This is a genomic window from Stutzerimonas tianxiuensis, assembly GCF_053470365.1.
Genome location: NZ_JBPVWS010000001.1, coordinates 551,601 through 563,735, shown reverse-complemented (window position 1 = coordinate 563,735; position 12,135 = coordinate 551,601). Strand labels below are relative to the sequence as shown.

13 protein-coding genes are annotated in these 12,135 nt (G+C 61.6%); 8 read left to right on the top strand and 5 right to left on the bottom strand.

The window, feature by feature from the left end; all coding sequences use genetic code 11:
* Positions 1–448: 448 nt before the first annotated feature.
* The 3 genes from ACSSNI_RS02355 to ACSSNI_RS02345 all read left to right on the top strand — a co-directional run bounded on the left by ACSSNI_RS02355 (position 449) and on the right by ACSSNI_RS02345 (position 4,470).
* Positions 449–1,177: a hypothetical protein gene (locus tag ACSSNI_RS02355; RefSeq protein WP_200639817.1), complete on the top strand. Its 729-nt coding sequence runs from the start codon at positions 449–451 to the stop codon at positions 1,175–1,177.
* Positions 1,178–1,705: 528 nt separating this feature from the next.
* The gene (locus ACSSNI_RS02350) at positions 1,706–3,178 is read left to right on the top strand and encodes an NCS1 family nucleobase:cation symporter-1 (RefSeq protein ID WP_200639818.1); all 1,473 of its coding nucleotides are present in this window, start codon (positions 1,706–1,708) and stop codon (positions 3,176–3,178) included.
* A gap of 104 nt (positions 3,179–3,282) precedes the next feature.
* On the top strand, positions 3,283–4,470 hold the full coding sequence (locus ACSSNI_RS02345) for a GAF domain-containing sensor histidine kinase (RefSeq protein ID WP_200640673.1): 1,188 nt from the start codon (positions 3,283–3,285) through the stop codon (positions 4,468–4,470).
* On the opposite strand, the gene ACSSNI_RS02340 is transcribed toward ACSSNI_RS02345, so the two are convergent.
* Both ACSSNI_RS02340 and ACSSNI_RS02335 read right to left on the bottom strand, forming a co-directional pair.
* Positions 4,467–4,913: a hemerythrin domain-containing protein gene (locus tag ACSSNI_RS02340; protein ID WP_200639819.1), complete on the bottom strand. Its 447-nt coding sequence runs from the start codon at positions 4,911–4,913 to the stop codon at positions 4,467–4,469. The genes ACSSNI_RS02345 and ACSSNI_RS02340 overlap by 4 nt on opposite strands.
* A 90-nt stretch (positions 4,914–5,003) precedes the next feature.
* Positions 5,004–5,270, bottom strand: coding sequence for a DksA/TraR family C4-type zinc finger protein (locus ACSSNI_RS02335; protein WP_102837439.1), 267 nt, complete (start codon positions 5,268–5,270; stop codon positions 5,004–5,006).
* 285 nt (positions 5,271–5,555) lie between these two features.
* Here ACSSNI_RS02335 and ACSSNI_RS02330 point away from each other — a divergent pair, with 285 nt between their 5' ends.
* Positions 5,556–6,275: a TorF family putative porin gene (locus ACSSNI_RS02330; RefSeq protein WP_200639820.1), complete on the top strand. Its 720-nt coding sequence runs from the start codon at positions 5,556–5,558 to the stop codon at positions 6,273–6,275.
* A gap of 7 nt (positions 6,276–6,282) precedes the next feature.
* Here ACSSNI_RS02330 and ACSSNI_RS02325 read toward each other — a convergent pair whose 3' ends face one another.
* The 3 genes from ACSSNI_RS02325 to ACSSNI_RS02315 all read right to left on the bottom strand — a co-directional run bounded on the left by ACSSNI_RS02325 (position 6,283) and on the right by ACSSNI_RS02315 (position 9,332).
* Positions 6,283–7,443, bottom strand: coding sequence for an MFS transporter (locus tag ACSSNI_RS02325; protein WP_200639821.1), 1,161 nt, complete (start codon positions 7,441–7,443; stop codon positions 6,283–6,285).
* Between the two features lie 58 nt (positions 7,444–7,501).
* Positions 7,502–8,365, bottom strand: a complete 864-nt coding sequence (locus tag ACSSNI_RS02320; protein ID WP_148925283.1) for an isocitrate lyase/PEP mutase family protein — start codon at positions 8,363–8,365, stop codon at positions 7,502–7,504.
* Positions 8,366–8,459: 94 nt separating this feature from the next.
* Positions 8,460–9,332, bottom strand: a complete 873-nt coding sequence (locus ACSSNI_RS02315; protein ID WP_102837443.1) for a DMT family transporter — start codon at positions 9,330–9,332, stop codon at positions 8,460–8,462.
* Positions 9,333–9,652: 320 nt separating this feature from the next.
* Here ACSSNI_RS02315 and ACSSNI_RS02310 point away from each other — a divergent pair, with 320 nt between their 5' ends.
* From ACSSNI_RS02310 to ureG, 4 genes are all read left to right on the top strand, one after another.
* Positions 9,653–10,135: a GNAT family N-acetyltransferase gene (locus ACSSNI_RS02310; protein WP_200640675.1), complete on the top strand. Its 483-nt coding sequence runs from the start codon at positions 9,653–9,655 to the stop codon at positions 10,133–10,135.
* A gap of 164 nt (positions 10,136–10,299) precedes the next feature.
* Positions 10,300–10,800: an urease accessory protein UreE gene (gene ureE, locus ACSSNI_RS02305; protein ID WP_200639822.1), complete on the top strand. Its 501-nt coding sequence runs from the start codon at positions 10,300–10,302 to the stop codon at positions 10,798–10,800.
* The gene (locus ACSSNI_RS02300) at positions 10,797–11,474 is read left to right on the top strand and encodes an urease accessory protein UreF (protein WP_200639823.1); all 678 of its coding nucleotides are present in this window, start codon (positions 10,797–10,799) and stop codon (positions 11,472–11,474) included. The genes ureE and ACSSNI_RS02300 overlap by 4 nt, the downstream gene beginning before the upstream one ends.
* A 28-nt stretch (positions 11,475–11,502) precedes the next feature.
* On the top strand, positions 11,503–12,117 hold the full coding sequence (ureG, locus tag ACSSNI_RS02295) for an urease accessory protein UreG (protein WP_045424108.1): 615 nt from the start codon (positions 11,503–11,505) through the stop codon (positions 12,115–12,117).
* Positions 12,118–12,135 lie beyond the last annotated feature (18 nt).

Sequence of the window (12,135 nt, the reverse complement as noted above, 5' to 3'; positions counted from 1 at the left end):
GTCATCTTTCACCCCGCCGCATGTGCGGGGTCGATATCCTCCGCTGTACCGGATTGAAGCGGAGCGCCACCCCACCATCCTTGATAAAAAAGCTGCGCGATTCGAGCTCCGCTGATCGGAGCCCGAACCTCCCCGAGTCGATTCAAACGCCCCCTCAAAAAGCGAAAGAATATTCAGGCCAACTGCTTGCGACTTGCTCTGCCTGTTGATTGATGCACGAAATTCAACCGTACGGTTGATTAGGCAAACAAGGCAGTGAACTACCTTCTCGACTACCCAAGCGCAACACCCGCCCCAAGGACGCAAGGATGCGAAGCGCCGCCGGCTACCAAGGCTCAAGGTAGGCATTGCTGGCAACGCTTCAGGAAACGTTGTGCGCTGCGGGTAACCGCGTCGGCCAAAAACAACAACAGGCTGCGCGACCGATAAATCCAGGGAGAAACAACCAATGTTCAAATTCAACGCGCTGTTCGCTGCCGTCCTAGCGGTATCCGCCAGCCAGGCGTTCGCCGCCAGCAGTGAAGCGACTATCGAGCAAACCGGTAAGAATCAGCTCGCCAACGTCTATCAGGAAGGCGTCGGCCAGACTTCCGAGGTATACCAGACCGGCTTTTTCTATCGGAACACTGCTACCACCCAGCAATCAGGTCAGGACAACTTTTCCCAGGTGACCCAAGACGGCGCTTGGCACGACGCAACCGTTATCCAAACCGGCACGGAAGGCCAGGTCACCATTTCCCAGAACAACTGGAACAACGACACCACCGTCACTCAAGCTGGCTCCCTGAACATCGCTGATGTAACCCAGACCGGTTGGAACAATGACGTCGAGCTCAACCAGGACGGCGCATACAACGACACCACCGTTGATCAAGCCGGCGAAAGCAACGACGCTTTCATCGATCAAACCGGCCAAGAGAGCTCTATCCTGGTAAGCCAAACCGGCAACGAAAACGTCGCTGACATAGATCAAACAGGTCTTGGTAGCACTGTTGACCTGATGCAGCTGGGCAGCGAAAACTTCGCCATGGTCGACCAGAGCAGTGAATCGAGCAGGGTCAGCGTGTTGCAGGACGGCGCACTTAATATCGCCACCGTGGATCAGGCAGGATTTGCCAATACCGCTAACGTCAGCCAAATGGGCAACGGCAACAGGGCAACCGTCACGCAGCGCTAATCACGCCGCGTCGGCACGCTTCGGCTAACGATTAAAACCCCAGGCCTCCACGATGGGCCTGGGGTTTTTGTTTGCAGCTCCTGACCCGCGGCAACTCGCGAGATGCGGGGCCAGCACCAATGCTCTGGCAGAACTGCACCACTGCCGCTCTAGAGCAAACGAGCGTATCTGTCTCGCGTTGCTTCGAAAGTCTCCAAACACACACTGCCACGGCTTCCTGGCCGCTCATCACTGCACGCTTTTCCTTGCCACCGCCTGGCATCGCCTGCAAAGCACGGAATTGGTGCATCGAAGAGAGTTGTGTGAGCCATCGATGCACTTTCGAACCAGAAGTGAATGTCTTTTCAGTTAAACCGCACCCGCGCTTGTATACAGATCACCAACAGAACCAAGCCGGGACGTCTACGCTTCCGGCAGCGAGGCTGCGCTGCGCCCAATAACCAACCTCGTGATTTCGCGACTGCTGCCTTACGCGGAACAAGAACTGCATACAAAAACCAACAATAGTCATGCACAGAGCGCCCACCTATGAATCACGACGATTTCCGGATCAAGCAGATCGACCCCACTCTGTATAACGAGGACCTCGCCCCTCTCGCCCCAGCCAAGCGCAAGTGGGGCTGGTTCGAGATCTTCAACGTCTGGTCCAACGATATCCAGAGCCTGTTCGGCTATACCCTGGCCGCGACGCTGTTCATCAGTTATGGCCTGAATGGCTGGGCAGTACTGGCCGGGATCGTGCTGGCGGGTTTCATCGTCATGGGCCTGGTGCAGCTGACCGGCAAACCGAGTGTGAAGTACGGCATCCCCTTCCCGGTCATGGCGCGTGCCAGCATGGGCGTACGCGGGGCGAACTTCCCGGCCGTGGTGCGAGGCATCGTGGCGATCTTCTGGTACGGCGTGCAGACCTACTTCGCCTCCACCGCCGTGGCATTGCTCATTCGTACCTTGTTCGGTCCAGGCTCTGAAGCGACGTTGCTGGGGCTAACCGCCATCGACTGGATCGCCTACGTGATCGTCTGCGTATTCCAGGTTGCATTGTTCGTGAGAGGCGTGGACTGGGTGACGCGCTTTCTGAACTGGGCCGGGCCGCTGGTCTATGTGGTGATGATCGCGATGATGATCGCCATCTGCTACAAGGCCGGCCCCAGCCTCGCGGGCGCGCTGGGTACAATTTTCAGTGGCACTGGCAGCTATGCCGGCGGGCCGATTGCTGCCTTCGCTGCGGTGGTCGGCACCATGGTCGCCTACTTCGCGGCGGTGGTAATCAACTACGGTGACTTTGCCCGCTTCGTGAAGAACGAGCGGCAGATGCGTATCGGCAACTTTCTCGGCCTACCGGTGAGCCTGGCGATCTTCTCGCTGATCGCCCTGGTGATCACCGCCGGAACCGTAGTGGTGTTTGGCGAAACCTTGACCAACCCCACCGATATCGTGGCGCGCATCGACAATGTCGGCCTGACGCTGATCGCCGCAGTCACTTTCTTCGCCGCCACAGTGGGCATCAACCTGGTCGCCAACTTCATCCCACCGGCCTATGACATCGCCAACCTGGCACCTGCACGCATCAGTGCGCGCACCGGCGGCTACATCACTGCTGCGATCGCCTTCTTCATCGGTGCGCTTTGGGTGTCGTTCATCAGTGCGGTGGGCATCGCCGCCTTCGTAGACACCCTGGGCGCAGTACTGGCACCGCTGTACGGCATCATTGTGGCCGACTACTACTTGGTGCGCCGCCAGCGGCTGGATGTGCAGCAGCTGTTCTCGGCGGAGCCCAACTCGGCCTACTACTTCAACGCCGGCTGGAACCGCAAGGCGATCATCGCCTTCGGTATCAGCTCCGTGTTCTCGGTGGCTTCGGTCTGGATGCCGGGGCTGGAAAGCTTGTCCGGCTTCGCCTGGCTGCTGGGCGCACTGTTCGGCGCCGTGGTGCACTACCTGCTGATGCGCAAACACATCGTACCGGCTGGCGAGACACCTCCGCTGACACCCCAGGTGTAAGCCGCCTATCCGAGTCGAGCCGGCTAGCGGTCGGCTCGACTCAGCGCAACGAACGACCCGTGATAAAGTGCTCGGCCATCCTCACGCGCCGCCATTACACCCGCATGAACCGATCGATAACCGACGACATTTCGGCGATCAGCCGCATCAACGCCGTGCCGGCGATCCTCCAGGTGATATCCGAAACCACGGGTTTACGGTTTGCAGCCGTTGCGCGTGTTACTGAAGATTCCTGGACAGCCTGCGCCGTGCTCGACCGGATCAATTTCGGTTTGCAGGTCGGCGGCGAGCTGGATGTCACCACCACCCTGTGCCACGAAATTCACACGTCTCACGAAACCATCATCATCAGCAAGGCAAGTGAGGACCGGCGCTACTGCGACCATCACACCCCAAAGATGTACGGTTTCGAAAGCTATATCTCGACGCCGGTGTTTCGCACCGATGGCAGTTTTTTCGGCACCGTCTGTGCGCTCGACCCGCAACCGGCGGATCTGTCGGAAATGCCGATCCTGGCGATGATGGAGTCCTTCGCCAAGCTGCTGGCCATTCAGCTGGAGGCCGAAGAGCAATTCGAGGCAACCGAGGCGGCGTTACTGGATGCTCAGCAAACAGCCGAACTACGCGAGCAATTCATCGCCCTGCTTGGGCACGACCTGCGCAACCCGCTCTCGTCGATCCTGTCCGGCGCGCAGCTGCTGATCAGGCGTTCGAAGGATGCGTCGATCGCCGGCATTGCCGAACACATGCTGACGGCGACCCGTCGCGCGTCACGTCTGGTGGACGACGTGCTGGATTTTGCCCGCGGTCGCCTGGGCAATGGAATTCCGTTGCAGCGTGATGAGTGCCACGACCTGCACATCACCCTGACGCATATTGTCTCGGAGATGCAGAGTGCCCATCCGCAGCGAGCTATCGAAGCTGATATCGCCCCGCTGGGAGGGATCCGTTGCGATGCGGACCGCCTCGCACAGTTGCTTTCCAACTTGCTTGCCAATGCGCTGGTCCATGGGTCGGCGGCCGGACGCGTGTTCGTCCGCGCGGTCATCGAAAATGGGCGGCTGTCGCTGTCGGTGAACAATCAGGGTGAACCGATAGCATCCGATCGCCTGGCGCAGTTGTTCAAGCCCTACTGGCGAGAGGCATCGAGCACTCAGTCTGGACTTGGACTCGGCCTCTACATCGCCAACGAGATTGCCGCGTCGCATGGGGGCAGCATGCAGGTGACGTCTACCGCCGAGGCGGGCACCACCTTTACCTTCAGCATGCCGACGGGTGCCGCGCTCGTTTAAGCGTGCTCGGCTTTCATCACGTCGTAGGCGCCAAGGTACGCCCCGGCCAGCTGGCTCTTCTGCTGATCACTGAGCAGCTTGCCGGCCATCTGAAAGAATTTGTGCTCCTCTTCCTGCAGATGGTGGTGAACCTTGTCCGACAGCTTGCGGGCCTGCACCAGCCAGCTCGGGCTGCTGGGATCCGTCTCTTCCAGTGCCTCGACCATCTCGTCCATTTCATGGTGCTCAGCGATGGCATGACGGGACAGATCGACACCGCTGTCATCGCGCATCAGCGGGATGTAGAAGTGGCGCTCTTCCGCGACCGAGTGCACCCATAGTTCATGTTTGAGTTGGGCGAACAGCTCCTGGCGTTCTGCGGAGTCGCCGCTTGTCTGCGTCAGGCGTTCGGACAGGTCGCGCTGGATGTCGTGACTCAGCCGCAGGGCTTCGAAAATCATCATGGGGTCTTCCTCTTCCATGAAAGGGTGGGTGTCCCGCTGTGTGACCCATGCCCGCGCGGCGAGTGCGATCCGGCGACATGATTTATTGTCTCAGCGCAGCTGGCTGTCCTTGCTGCCCCGACGGTTGTAGCCGCTGAACTTGGCTTCTTGCTTGTCGAGCTCAGTCTGGCACTTCACGCACAGGCGCACGCCCGGCACAGCCTGGCGCCTTGCTTCAGGAATCTTAGCGTCGCATTCCTCGCAGCGCTCCAGACTTTCACCTCGCCCGAGGCGGCTCCGGGCCCGTTGCACCGCGTCTTCAATGGTGCTGTCGATCTGTTCCTGAACCGCACCTTCATTCGCCCAACCCGTAGCCATTGCGACCTCCCAGCATCAGGACTTGCCCGTGTTTCTGTTTGGAACATCAGCCACGAGCACCGTTCAGTCGCGCAAAGGGCGCGGCACGCCTTTGGCATCGTCAACACCACAGCGCCACCCGTCGATTCGCCGATGCCGGATCGACGAACGGACCTCGGCGGCCTAATGCAGTGTCTATCCTTCCAGCCGATTGAGCGGCAAGCCCAATCCAGACGCTCTGCGTCGCGGCTTTTTCTGATCGAGGTCGCCTCGCGACTGTCTGAAAATACTCCCAGGGAAGTGGTGATGCACACGAAGATCCTGACGGCGCTGATCATTGGTTTGAGCGGATGCGCCAGTCAATCTGAAGTCGTCGAGCGCGAGGTGGGCCAATTCGACCTGCGACTCGGCACGGCTCCTACCCGCAGCATGGCCCAAGGACTGGTCAACCCAGCAACCGCCAGCACCTTTCGCGGCGGGCTGGACCTCACCCACGAGAGTGGTTGGTACGTTGGCCAATGGGCGCCCAGCATGGGCATCCTCGAGGGCAACCAGCTGGAACTTGACAGCTATATCGGTTACGTCCAGCACCGCTTCGACCAGGCGCCAGGCTACGAACTGGGCGTGATCCGCTACAGCTTCCCGGAACTGGAAGGTGCCGATCGCCACGAATACTACGCAGGCTTCAACCTGGCCGGCAGTCGCCTTGGTGGCGCACTCAGCAGCCGCCCCGGGCGCACCGACAGTACCCTGCTCTTGGAGCTTGGTGGGCTCAGTCCGTTGGAGCTGGACCTGCGCCTGAAATACGCCAGCCACTCGATGGACAGCCCGATGTATCACCCAGGCGGCAGTGTTGAAGTCTTCAATGACTGGTCGCTGAACCTGTCTCGCCCCTGGCTCGGCGTACGCCTGGATATGTCCTACACCGACTCGAGCCTTCGCGGCCGCGAGTGCGGCGTCTACTCAGGTCAGAACACCTATTGCGAGAGCTACTTCATGTTCAAGGCCGAGCGTTCGCTGTTCTAGGCAATGGTCATGAGCCTTGCTTGAAGCGCATCCGCGCATGCCAGACAGCGATGAGGAAAGCAGTCGCGGCGAAGCCATAGAGCAGGCCGAGGTTGCCGTCCTGATATAGCCATGAGCCGAGCACTGGCCCGGTGGCCATGCCCATGAAACGGAAGAAGTTGTAGCTGCCCACCGCGGTGGCGCGGTTGTGCGGGTACAGGTCCATCAGCAGGCTGGTCTGTACCGGCAGCGAAAGACCGAGAAACAGCCCGAACGCGCTGACCGCCACCACCAGCGCCGCCAGCGACCACTGCGCAACCGCGAGAAACAGCAGCAGGCTGAGGGCATTGAGCGCCGCCGTCGTCACCAGCACCGGGCGGGGCCGCCAGCGCGCCAATAGCCGTCCACCCGCAAAACTGCCGACCACCACGGCAATCGACAGCGGCAGAAACACCAGGCCCTTTTCACTGGCACTCAGGCCGTAAGTGGCGCCGAGCACGCGCGGCATGAACACCAGGTAATTGTAGAAGGCGTAGTACTGCACAAAGCTCAGCAGCATGATTGCCAGCCCCTGACGATTGCGCACCACCTCCAGGTACTCCCTGGGGTGGAAGGCGCGCGGCGCGCTCCCAGCCGGACGGGTTTCCTCTAGCCAGATCGCATTGCTCAGCAACGCAACAGCACCGACCACGGCGAGCAGCAGAAACACGTAATGGAAATCGAGGTGCTCGCCAATGAAGCCGCCCACTACCGGGCCGACCACCGGCCCCAGCGCCACCATCATCTGGAACGAGCCCATCGCCCGACCACGCTCGGCACCTTCGAACCGATCCCCGATCACGGTCACCGCCACCACCGCACCGGCTGCGATACCTACCGCCTGCAGGGCGCGGAACAGCAGCAGCGTCTCGATGTTGGGCGAGAGAAAACAACCGATGGACGCGCCGATGTAGCACGCCAGACCGAGCAACAGGGTGCGCCTGCGGCCGCTTCGATCCACCAGCGGCCCGTAGACGATCTGCATGAAAGCCAGGACAAAGGTGAAGATCGAGATGCTGAGGTTGATCAGCAGCGGCGTGGTCTGCAGCGCCTCGCCCAGCTCCGGCAGGATTGGCGCGTAGACCGTCTGGGTGAAGGGACCCAGAAAGGCAGCGAACGCCACCATGAAGGTCAGCAGGCGTGGGCTCATCGGTTCTCCGCTAGCTCATCGACAGATGCCCGGCGGCGCATGTCGCCGGCGCAACCGGTCACTCCTTGACCTGCATGTATTCCTCGGCCCAGACCATGTACTCCTCGGCAGTCGAGTACTTCACCGACAACTGCGAGGCGTTGAGGTCGGAGGCATCGATCTGGCGCTGCTCGCGCAGGCAGTCATAGGTCGCCTTGATCGCCGCGAAATAGGCCGCGTGGCCATTGACCACGATGCGTACGCCGAGCGCGGCCAGGCGGCTGTTATCGCGCAGCTTCGGATTGCCATAGGTCACCAGCATCAGCGGCACGCTGAGTTTCTCGGCGACCTGCTCCAGCTGTTCGAAATCCTCGATGCCAACCAGGCAGATCGCATCAGCGCCTGCTGCCTCGTAGGCCTGCACGCGCGCGATAACCTCTTCCAGGCCGATCACACCGGCGTTGGTCCGCGCGATGATCGAGAGTTCTGGATCGATGCGCGCTTCAAGCGCTGCGCGGATCTTGCCGACCGCTTCGAACATGCCGATCAGGTCGGTGGACTTGCGCCCGAATTTGGCAGGCAACAGCGTGTCTTCGATGGTCAGCGCGGCGATCCCGGCGCGCTCCAGCTCAACCACGGTGCGCATCACGTTGAGCGCGTTGCCGTAGCCATGGTCGGCATCTGCGATGATCGGCAGGCGCGATACGCGGCCGATGCGGGTCGCCTGCTCGACGAACTCGCTGAGAGTGATCAGCGCAAAGTCAGGGGCAGCCAGGACCTGAAGCGAGGCGACCGAGCCGCCGAGAATGCCGACTTCGAACTCCAGATCCGCGGCGATACGCGCCGACATCGGGTCGAACACCGAAGCGGTGTGGTAGCAGCGGTCGGAGGCCAGCAGCCGACGGAATTCGCTGCGCAGGGTGTGATGAGAGATACGTTGCATGTGGTTTCCTGATGAATCGCACGCAAGGGTCGAGTCGCCCTTGTCTGTTCAGTGTTGGTAACGGTACGGACGGCCACCGGCACGTCGTGGTGTTTCAGAGTGGCGGGCGCGGTCGCCGCCCTTGCACATACGCCATGACCAGCCCGCTGGCGATGATGATGGCCATGCCGACGATGGCGCCGAGATCCGGCGTGTGTCCAAAGGCAACCAGCCCCACCACCCCCGCAAAGATGATCTGCGAATAGGTGAACGGTGCCAGCGCCGCGGCGCTGGCGAATCGAAACGCATTGGTCAGCAGCAGATGACCGCTCATGGCCATGGCGCCGAGCCCCGCCATCATCAGCGCGTCATGCAGCGTCGGCGTCTGCCAATTGAAGACGACCAGCACGCTCATCACCAGGCTGCCGACCAGGCTGGTGATGAAGTTGCTGGTCACGGGATGATCCGTCGCGCTGAGTCGGCGGGTGATCAACTGGTAGAGGGTAAAGCTCAGGGCAGCGCCGAGCGGCAGCAGGATCGCCGGCGTGAACAAGGCGCCACCCGGCCGCACGATGATCATCACGCCGATCAGCCCGCAGCCGACCGCCAGCCACTGGGCGCGGCTGACCTGCTCACCGAGCAAGGCGGAGGCGATGGTAACGAGCAACGGGGTCAGGAAGATCACCGCGGTCGCTTCGGCCAGCGGAATGTAACTGAGGCCGCTGATAAACAGCATGCTGACGCTGACCAGACTCAGGCCACGGCAGATCTGCAGCTTCGGCCGCAGGGTACGAAACACGCGCCGCCCCATGCGCGGCGTGAACAGGGCAAGCATCAGAGTCGTCTGCGCCATATAGCGTGCCCAGATGACCAGGAACACGGGGTAGAGCTGTGTCAGGTACTTGGACAGCCCGTCGTGGCTGGCGAGCGTCAGGCAAGAAACCAAGATCAGCGACACGCCAAGCAGGGGCCGGTGAGAGTTATTCAATGGGGAAACCGCGACAATAGGTAGCAACCTAAGAATTATGCCTGCAAATCGGCATTTCGTCAGCGATGGCATTGGCCGACCCGACCAGACGAAGCCGATAAAGGGGCAGTACGCCGGCTTACCTCGTAGCGCTTGCATGCCTCTGCAGAAGCTCAACACTCCACCTGATCCAGTCACGGCCACCCTTATGGCTGGTTTGCGCTACGTCTGTCGGCACCCGCTCCGCTCGCGCGGCAATCGCGTATGATCGCCGCCCCCAGGCGAGCCTCATGGCTGGCCACCTCCGTCCGAGTGTTGTTTTGATGTTCCAGTTACGAGCGATGCAGGTGCGCGATATACCTGCGGTGATGTCGATTCAGGAAGAATCCTATTCCGCCGAACTGCTCGAGAGCGAAGCGGTGATCTGCAACCGTCTCGCCGCCAGCCCGCAGCTCGCCTGGGTGGCCGAGGATGACGAGGGTGTCTGCGCCTATCTGTTCGCCTACCGCTCGCGCGTCGGCAAAGTGACCCCGCTGGACGGCGAGTTCCAGCCGCACGCCGAAGCTGACTGCCTGTATCTGCACGACCTAGCCGTTTCCCGACGCACCAGCGGTCGCGGCATAGGCCCGGCTTTGGTGCGCAAGAACCTGGAACAGGCGCGCGCGCATCAGTTGCGCTATTCGGCGCTGGTATCGGTGCAGGAGTCCGAAGCCTTCTGGTCGCGTCTTGGCTATGCCGCGCAGACCGAGTTGGAGCCGCCGCAAGCCAGCAACCTGGCCAGTTACCAAATATCAGCCGTCTACATGGTCCGCGCACTGCATTAGCGCGCGAATTTGGTGCACCACCGATATGCACGCACCGAAACGGAACAGTCTCAGGCCCCATTTTCAAGCACGAACCCGCCACAGCCGGCTGACCGCGTCTGTTGCGCCGCGTTGGCAAGGGCCTTGCTCTGGTGTGCGTCATTGCACAACCGGAACTGTTCGCCATGCTGGTCATCCACCACCGCATCTCCCCGCAGGCCAACGCCGACGCCGAGCTGGCGCTGACCTTCGAGGCCCGCAGCAAATCGCGTCTGCGTTGTTTCACCACGACCGGCGAAGACGTCGGCCTGTTCCTCGAGCGCGGTCAGCAACCCCTGCATGACGGCGAGTGCCTGCGCGCCGAGGATGGCCGTATTGTCCGCGTGCGGGCCCGCGCCGAGCAGCTTCTTCATGTGACCTGCAGCAGTGCATTCGAGCTGACACGTGCCGCCTATCACCTCGGCAACCGTCATGTGGCGTTGCAGGTAGGCGACGGCTGGCTGCGCCTGCTTGACGATTACGTCTTGAAAGACATGCTGCTGCAGCTGGGCGCCAGCGTCGAAGCCATCGAGGCGCCCTTCCAGCCCGAGCACGGCGCCTACGGTGGCGGCCATCACCACTCCCACGCAGGCGAAGCCGAGTTCAGCTACGCGCCACGCCTGCATCAATTTGGCGTCCGCAAGTGAACCCGGCTGCCTTCGCGCTGCTGCGGCTTGCCAGCCCGCAGTTGCCGATTGGTGGCTACAGCTATTCGCAGGGCCTGGAAATGGCGGTCGAACAGCAACGCGTGCATGACGAAAGCAGCGCCAGCCGCTGGCTGGGCGACCAGCTGATGCTAAATCTGGCGCGCTTCGAAGCGCCTTTACTGCTCGCACATTGTCAGGCCGCCGCGGCTGAAGAATGGGACGAACTGGAGCGGCTCGCCACGCGCCATCGCGCCAGCCGCGAAACCCGCGAGCTGCGGCTGGAAAGCCGGCAGATGGGCTATTCGCTGAAGCAATTGCTGGACAATCTGCCCGAACTTGACTCCCCGGCACGCGCCCTGTTTCAACGCATCGACGAACCTGGTCTTGCCCTGGGTTGGGCCCTGGCCGCGCGTGCCTGGGGCATCAGCCCCGAAGACGCATTGACCGCCTGGCTCTGGGGCTGGCTGGAAAACCAGTTGGCCGTCCTGATGAAAACCCTGCCGCTTGGCCAGCAGGCGGCTCAACGACTCACTTCCCAACTGCTGCCGACACTGAAACAGGCCCAGCGCGACGCAACCGTTATCGAGCCGGAAAACTGGGGCAGCGCCGCCTTTGGCCTAGCCCTGGCGAGCATGGCGCACGAGCGCCAGTACAGCCGCCTGTTCCGCTCATGAGCCCAGATTTCACAAGAGGAAACAGACCATGAACACCCAACCCCTGCGCATTGGCATCGGTGGCCCGGTCGGCTCCGGCAAGACCGCATTGACCCTCGCTCTCTGCCTGGCCCTTCGCGAGCGCTACAACCTGGCCGTGGTGACCAACGACATCTACACCCAGGAAGACGCGCAATTCCTCGTGCGGAACGAGGCCCTGGCGCCCGAGCGCATCATCGGTGTCGAGACCGGCGGCTGTCCGCACACGGCAATCCGCGAGGACGCCTCGATCAACCTCGAGGCGGTCGAACAACTCAACCGCCGTTTCCCTGGGCTCGACCTGATCATTGTCGAGTCCGGTGGCGACAACCTGTCTGCCACCTTCAGCCCGGAGCTTTCAGACCTGACCATTTACGTGATCGACGTATCGGCTGGCGACAAGCTGCCGCGCAAGGGCGGACCGGGCATCTGTAAGTCGGATTTGCTGGTGATCAACAAGGTCGACCTGGCGCCGATGGTTGGCGCGTCGCTGGAGGTCATGGACCGCGACACTCGCAAGATGCGTGGCGACAAGCCGTTCGTGTTCAGCAACCAGAAGGTGGGCCAGGGCCTCGACGAGATCATCGCCTTTATCGAAAAACAGGGAATGCTCAGCGCCGCCTGACCACCTCATTCGCCATTC

Bases quoted from the DNA above. Each gene is read 5' to 3' on its own strand.
- ACSSNI_RS02355 (WP_200639817.1), top strand. From the start codon at position 449: ATGTTCAAATTCAACGCGCTGTTCGCTGCCGTCCTAGCGGTATCCGCC.
- ACSSNI_RS02350 (WP_200639818.1), top strand. From the start codon at position 1,706: ATGAATCACGACGATTTCCGGATCAAGCAGATCGACCCCACTCTGTAT.
- ACSSNI_RS02345 (WP_200640673.1), top strand. From the start codon at position 3,283: ATGAACCGATCGATAACCGACGACATTTCGGCGATCAGCCGCATCAAC.
- ACSSNI_RS02340 (WP_200639819.1), bottom strand. From the start codon at position 4,913: ATGATGATTTTCGAAGCCCTGCGGCTGAGTCACGACATCCAGCGCGAC.
- ACSSNI_RS02335 (WP_102837439.1), bottom strand. From the start codon at position 5,270: ATGGCTACGGGTTGGGCGAATGAAGGTGCGGTTCAGGAACAGATCGAC.
- ACSSNI_RS02330 (WP_200639820.1), top strand. From the start codon at position 5,556: ATGCACACGAAGATCCTGACGGCGCTGATCATTGGTTTGAGCGGATGC.
- ACSSNI_RS02325 (WP_200639821.1), bottom strand. From the start codon at position 7,443: ATGAGCCCACGCCTGCTGACCTTCATGGTGGCGTTCGCTGCCTTTCTG.
- ACSSNI_RS02320 (WP_148925283.1), bottom strand. From the start codon at position 8,365: ATGCAACGTATCTCTCATCACACCCTGCGCAGCGAATTCCGTCGGCTG.
- ACSSNI_RS02310 (WP_200640675.1), top strand. From the start codon at position 9,653: ATGCAGGTGCGCGATATACCTGCGGTGATGTCGATTCAGGAAGAATCC.
- ureE (WP_200639822.1), top strand. From the start codon at position 10,300: ATGCTGGTCATCCACCACCGCATCTCCCCGCAGGCCAACGCCGACGCC.
- ureG (WP_045424108.1), top strand. From the start codon at position 11,503: ATGAACACCCAACCCCTGCGCATTGGCATCGGTGGCCCGGTCGGCTCC.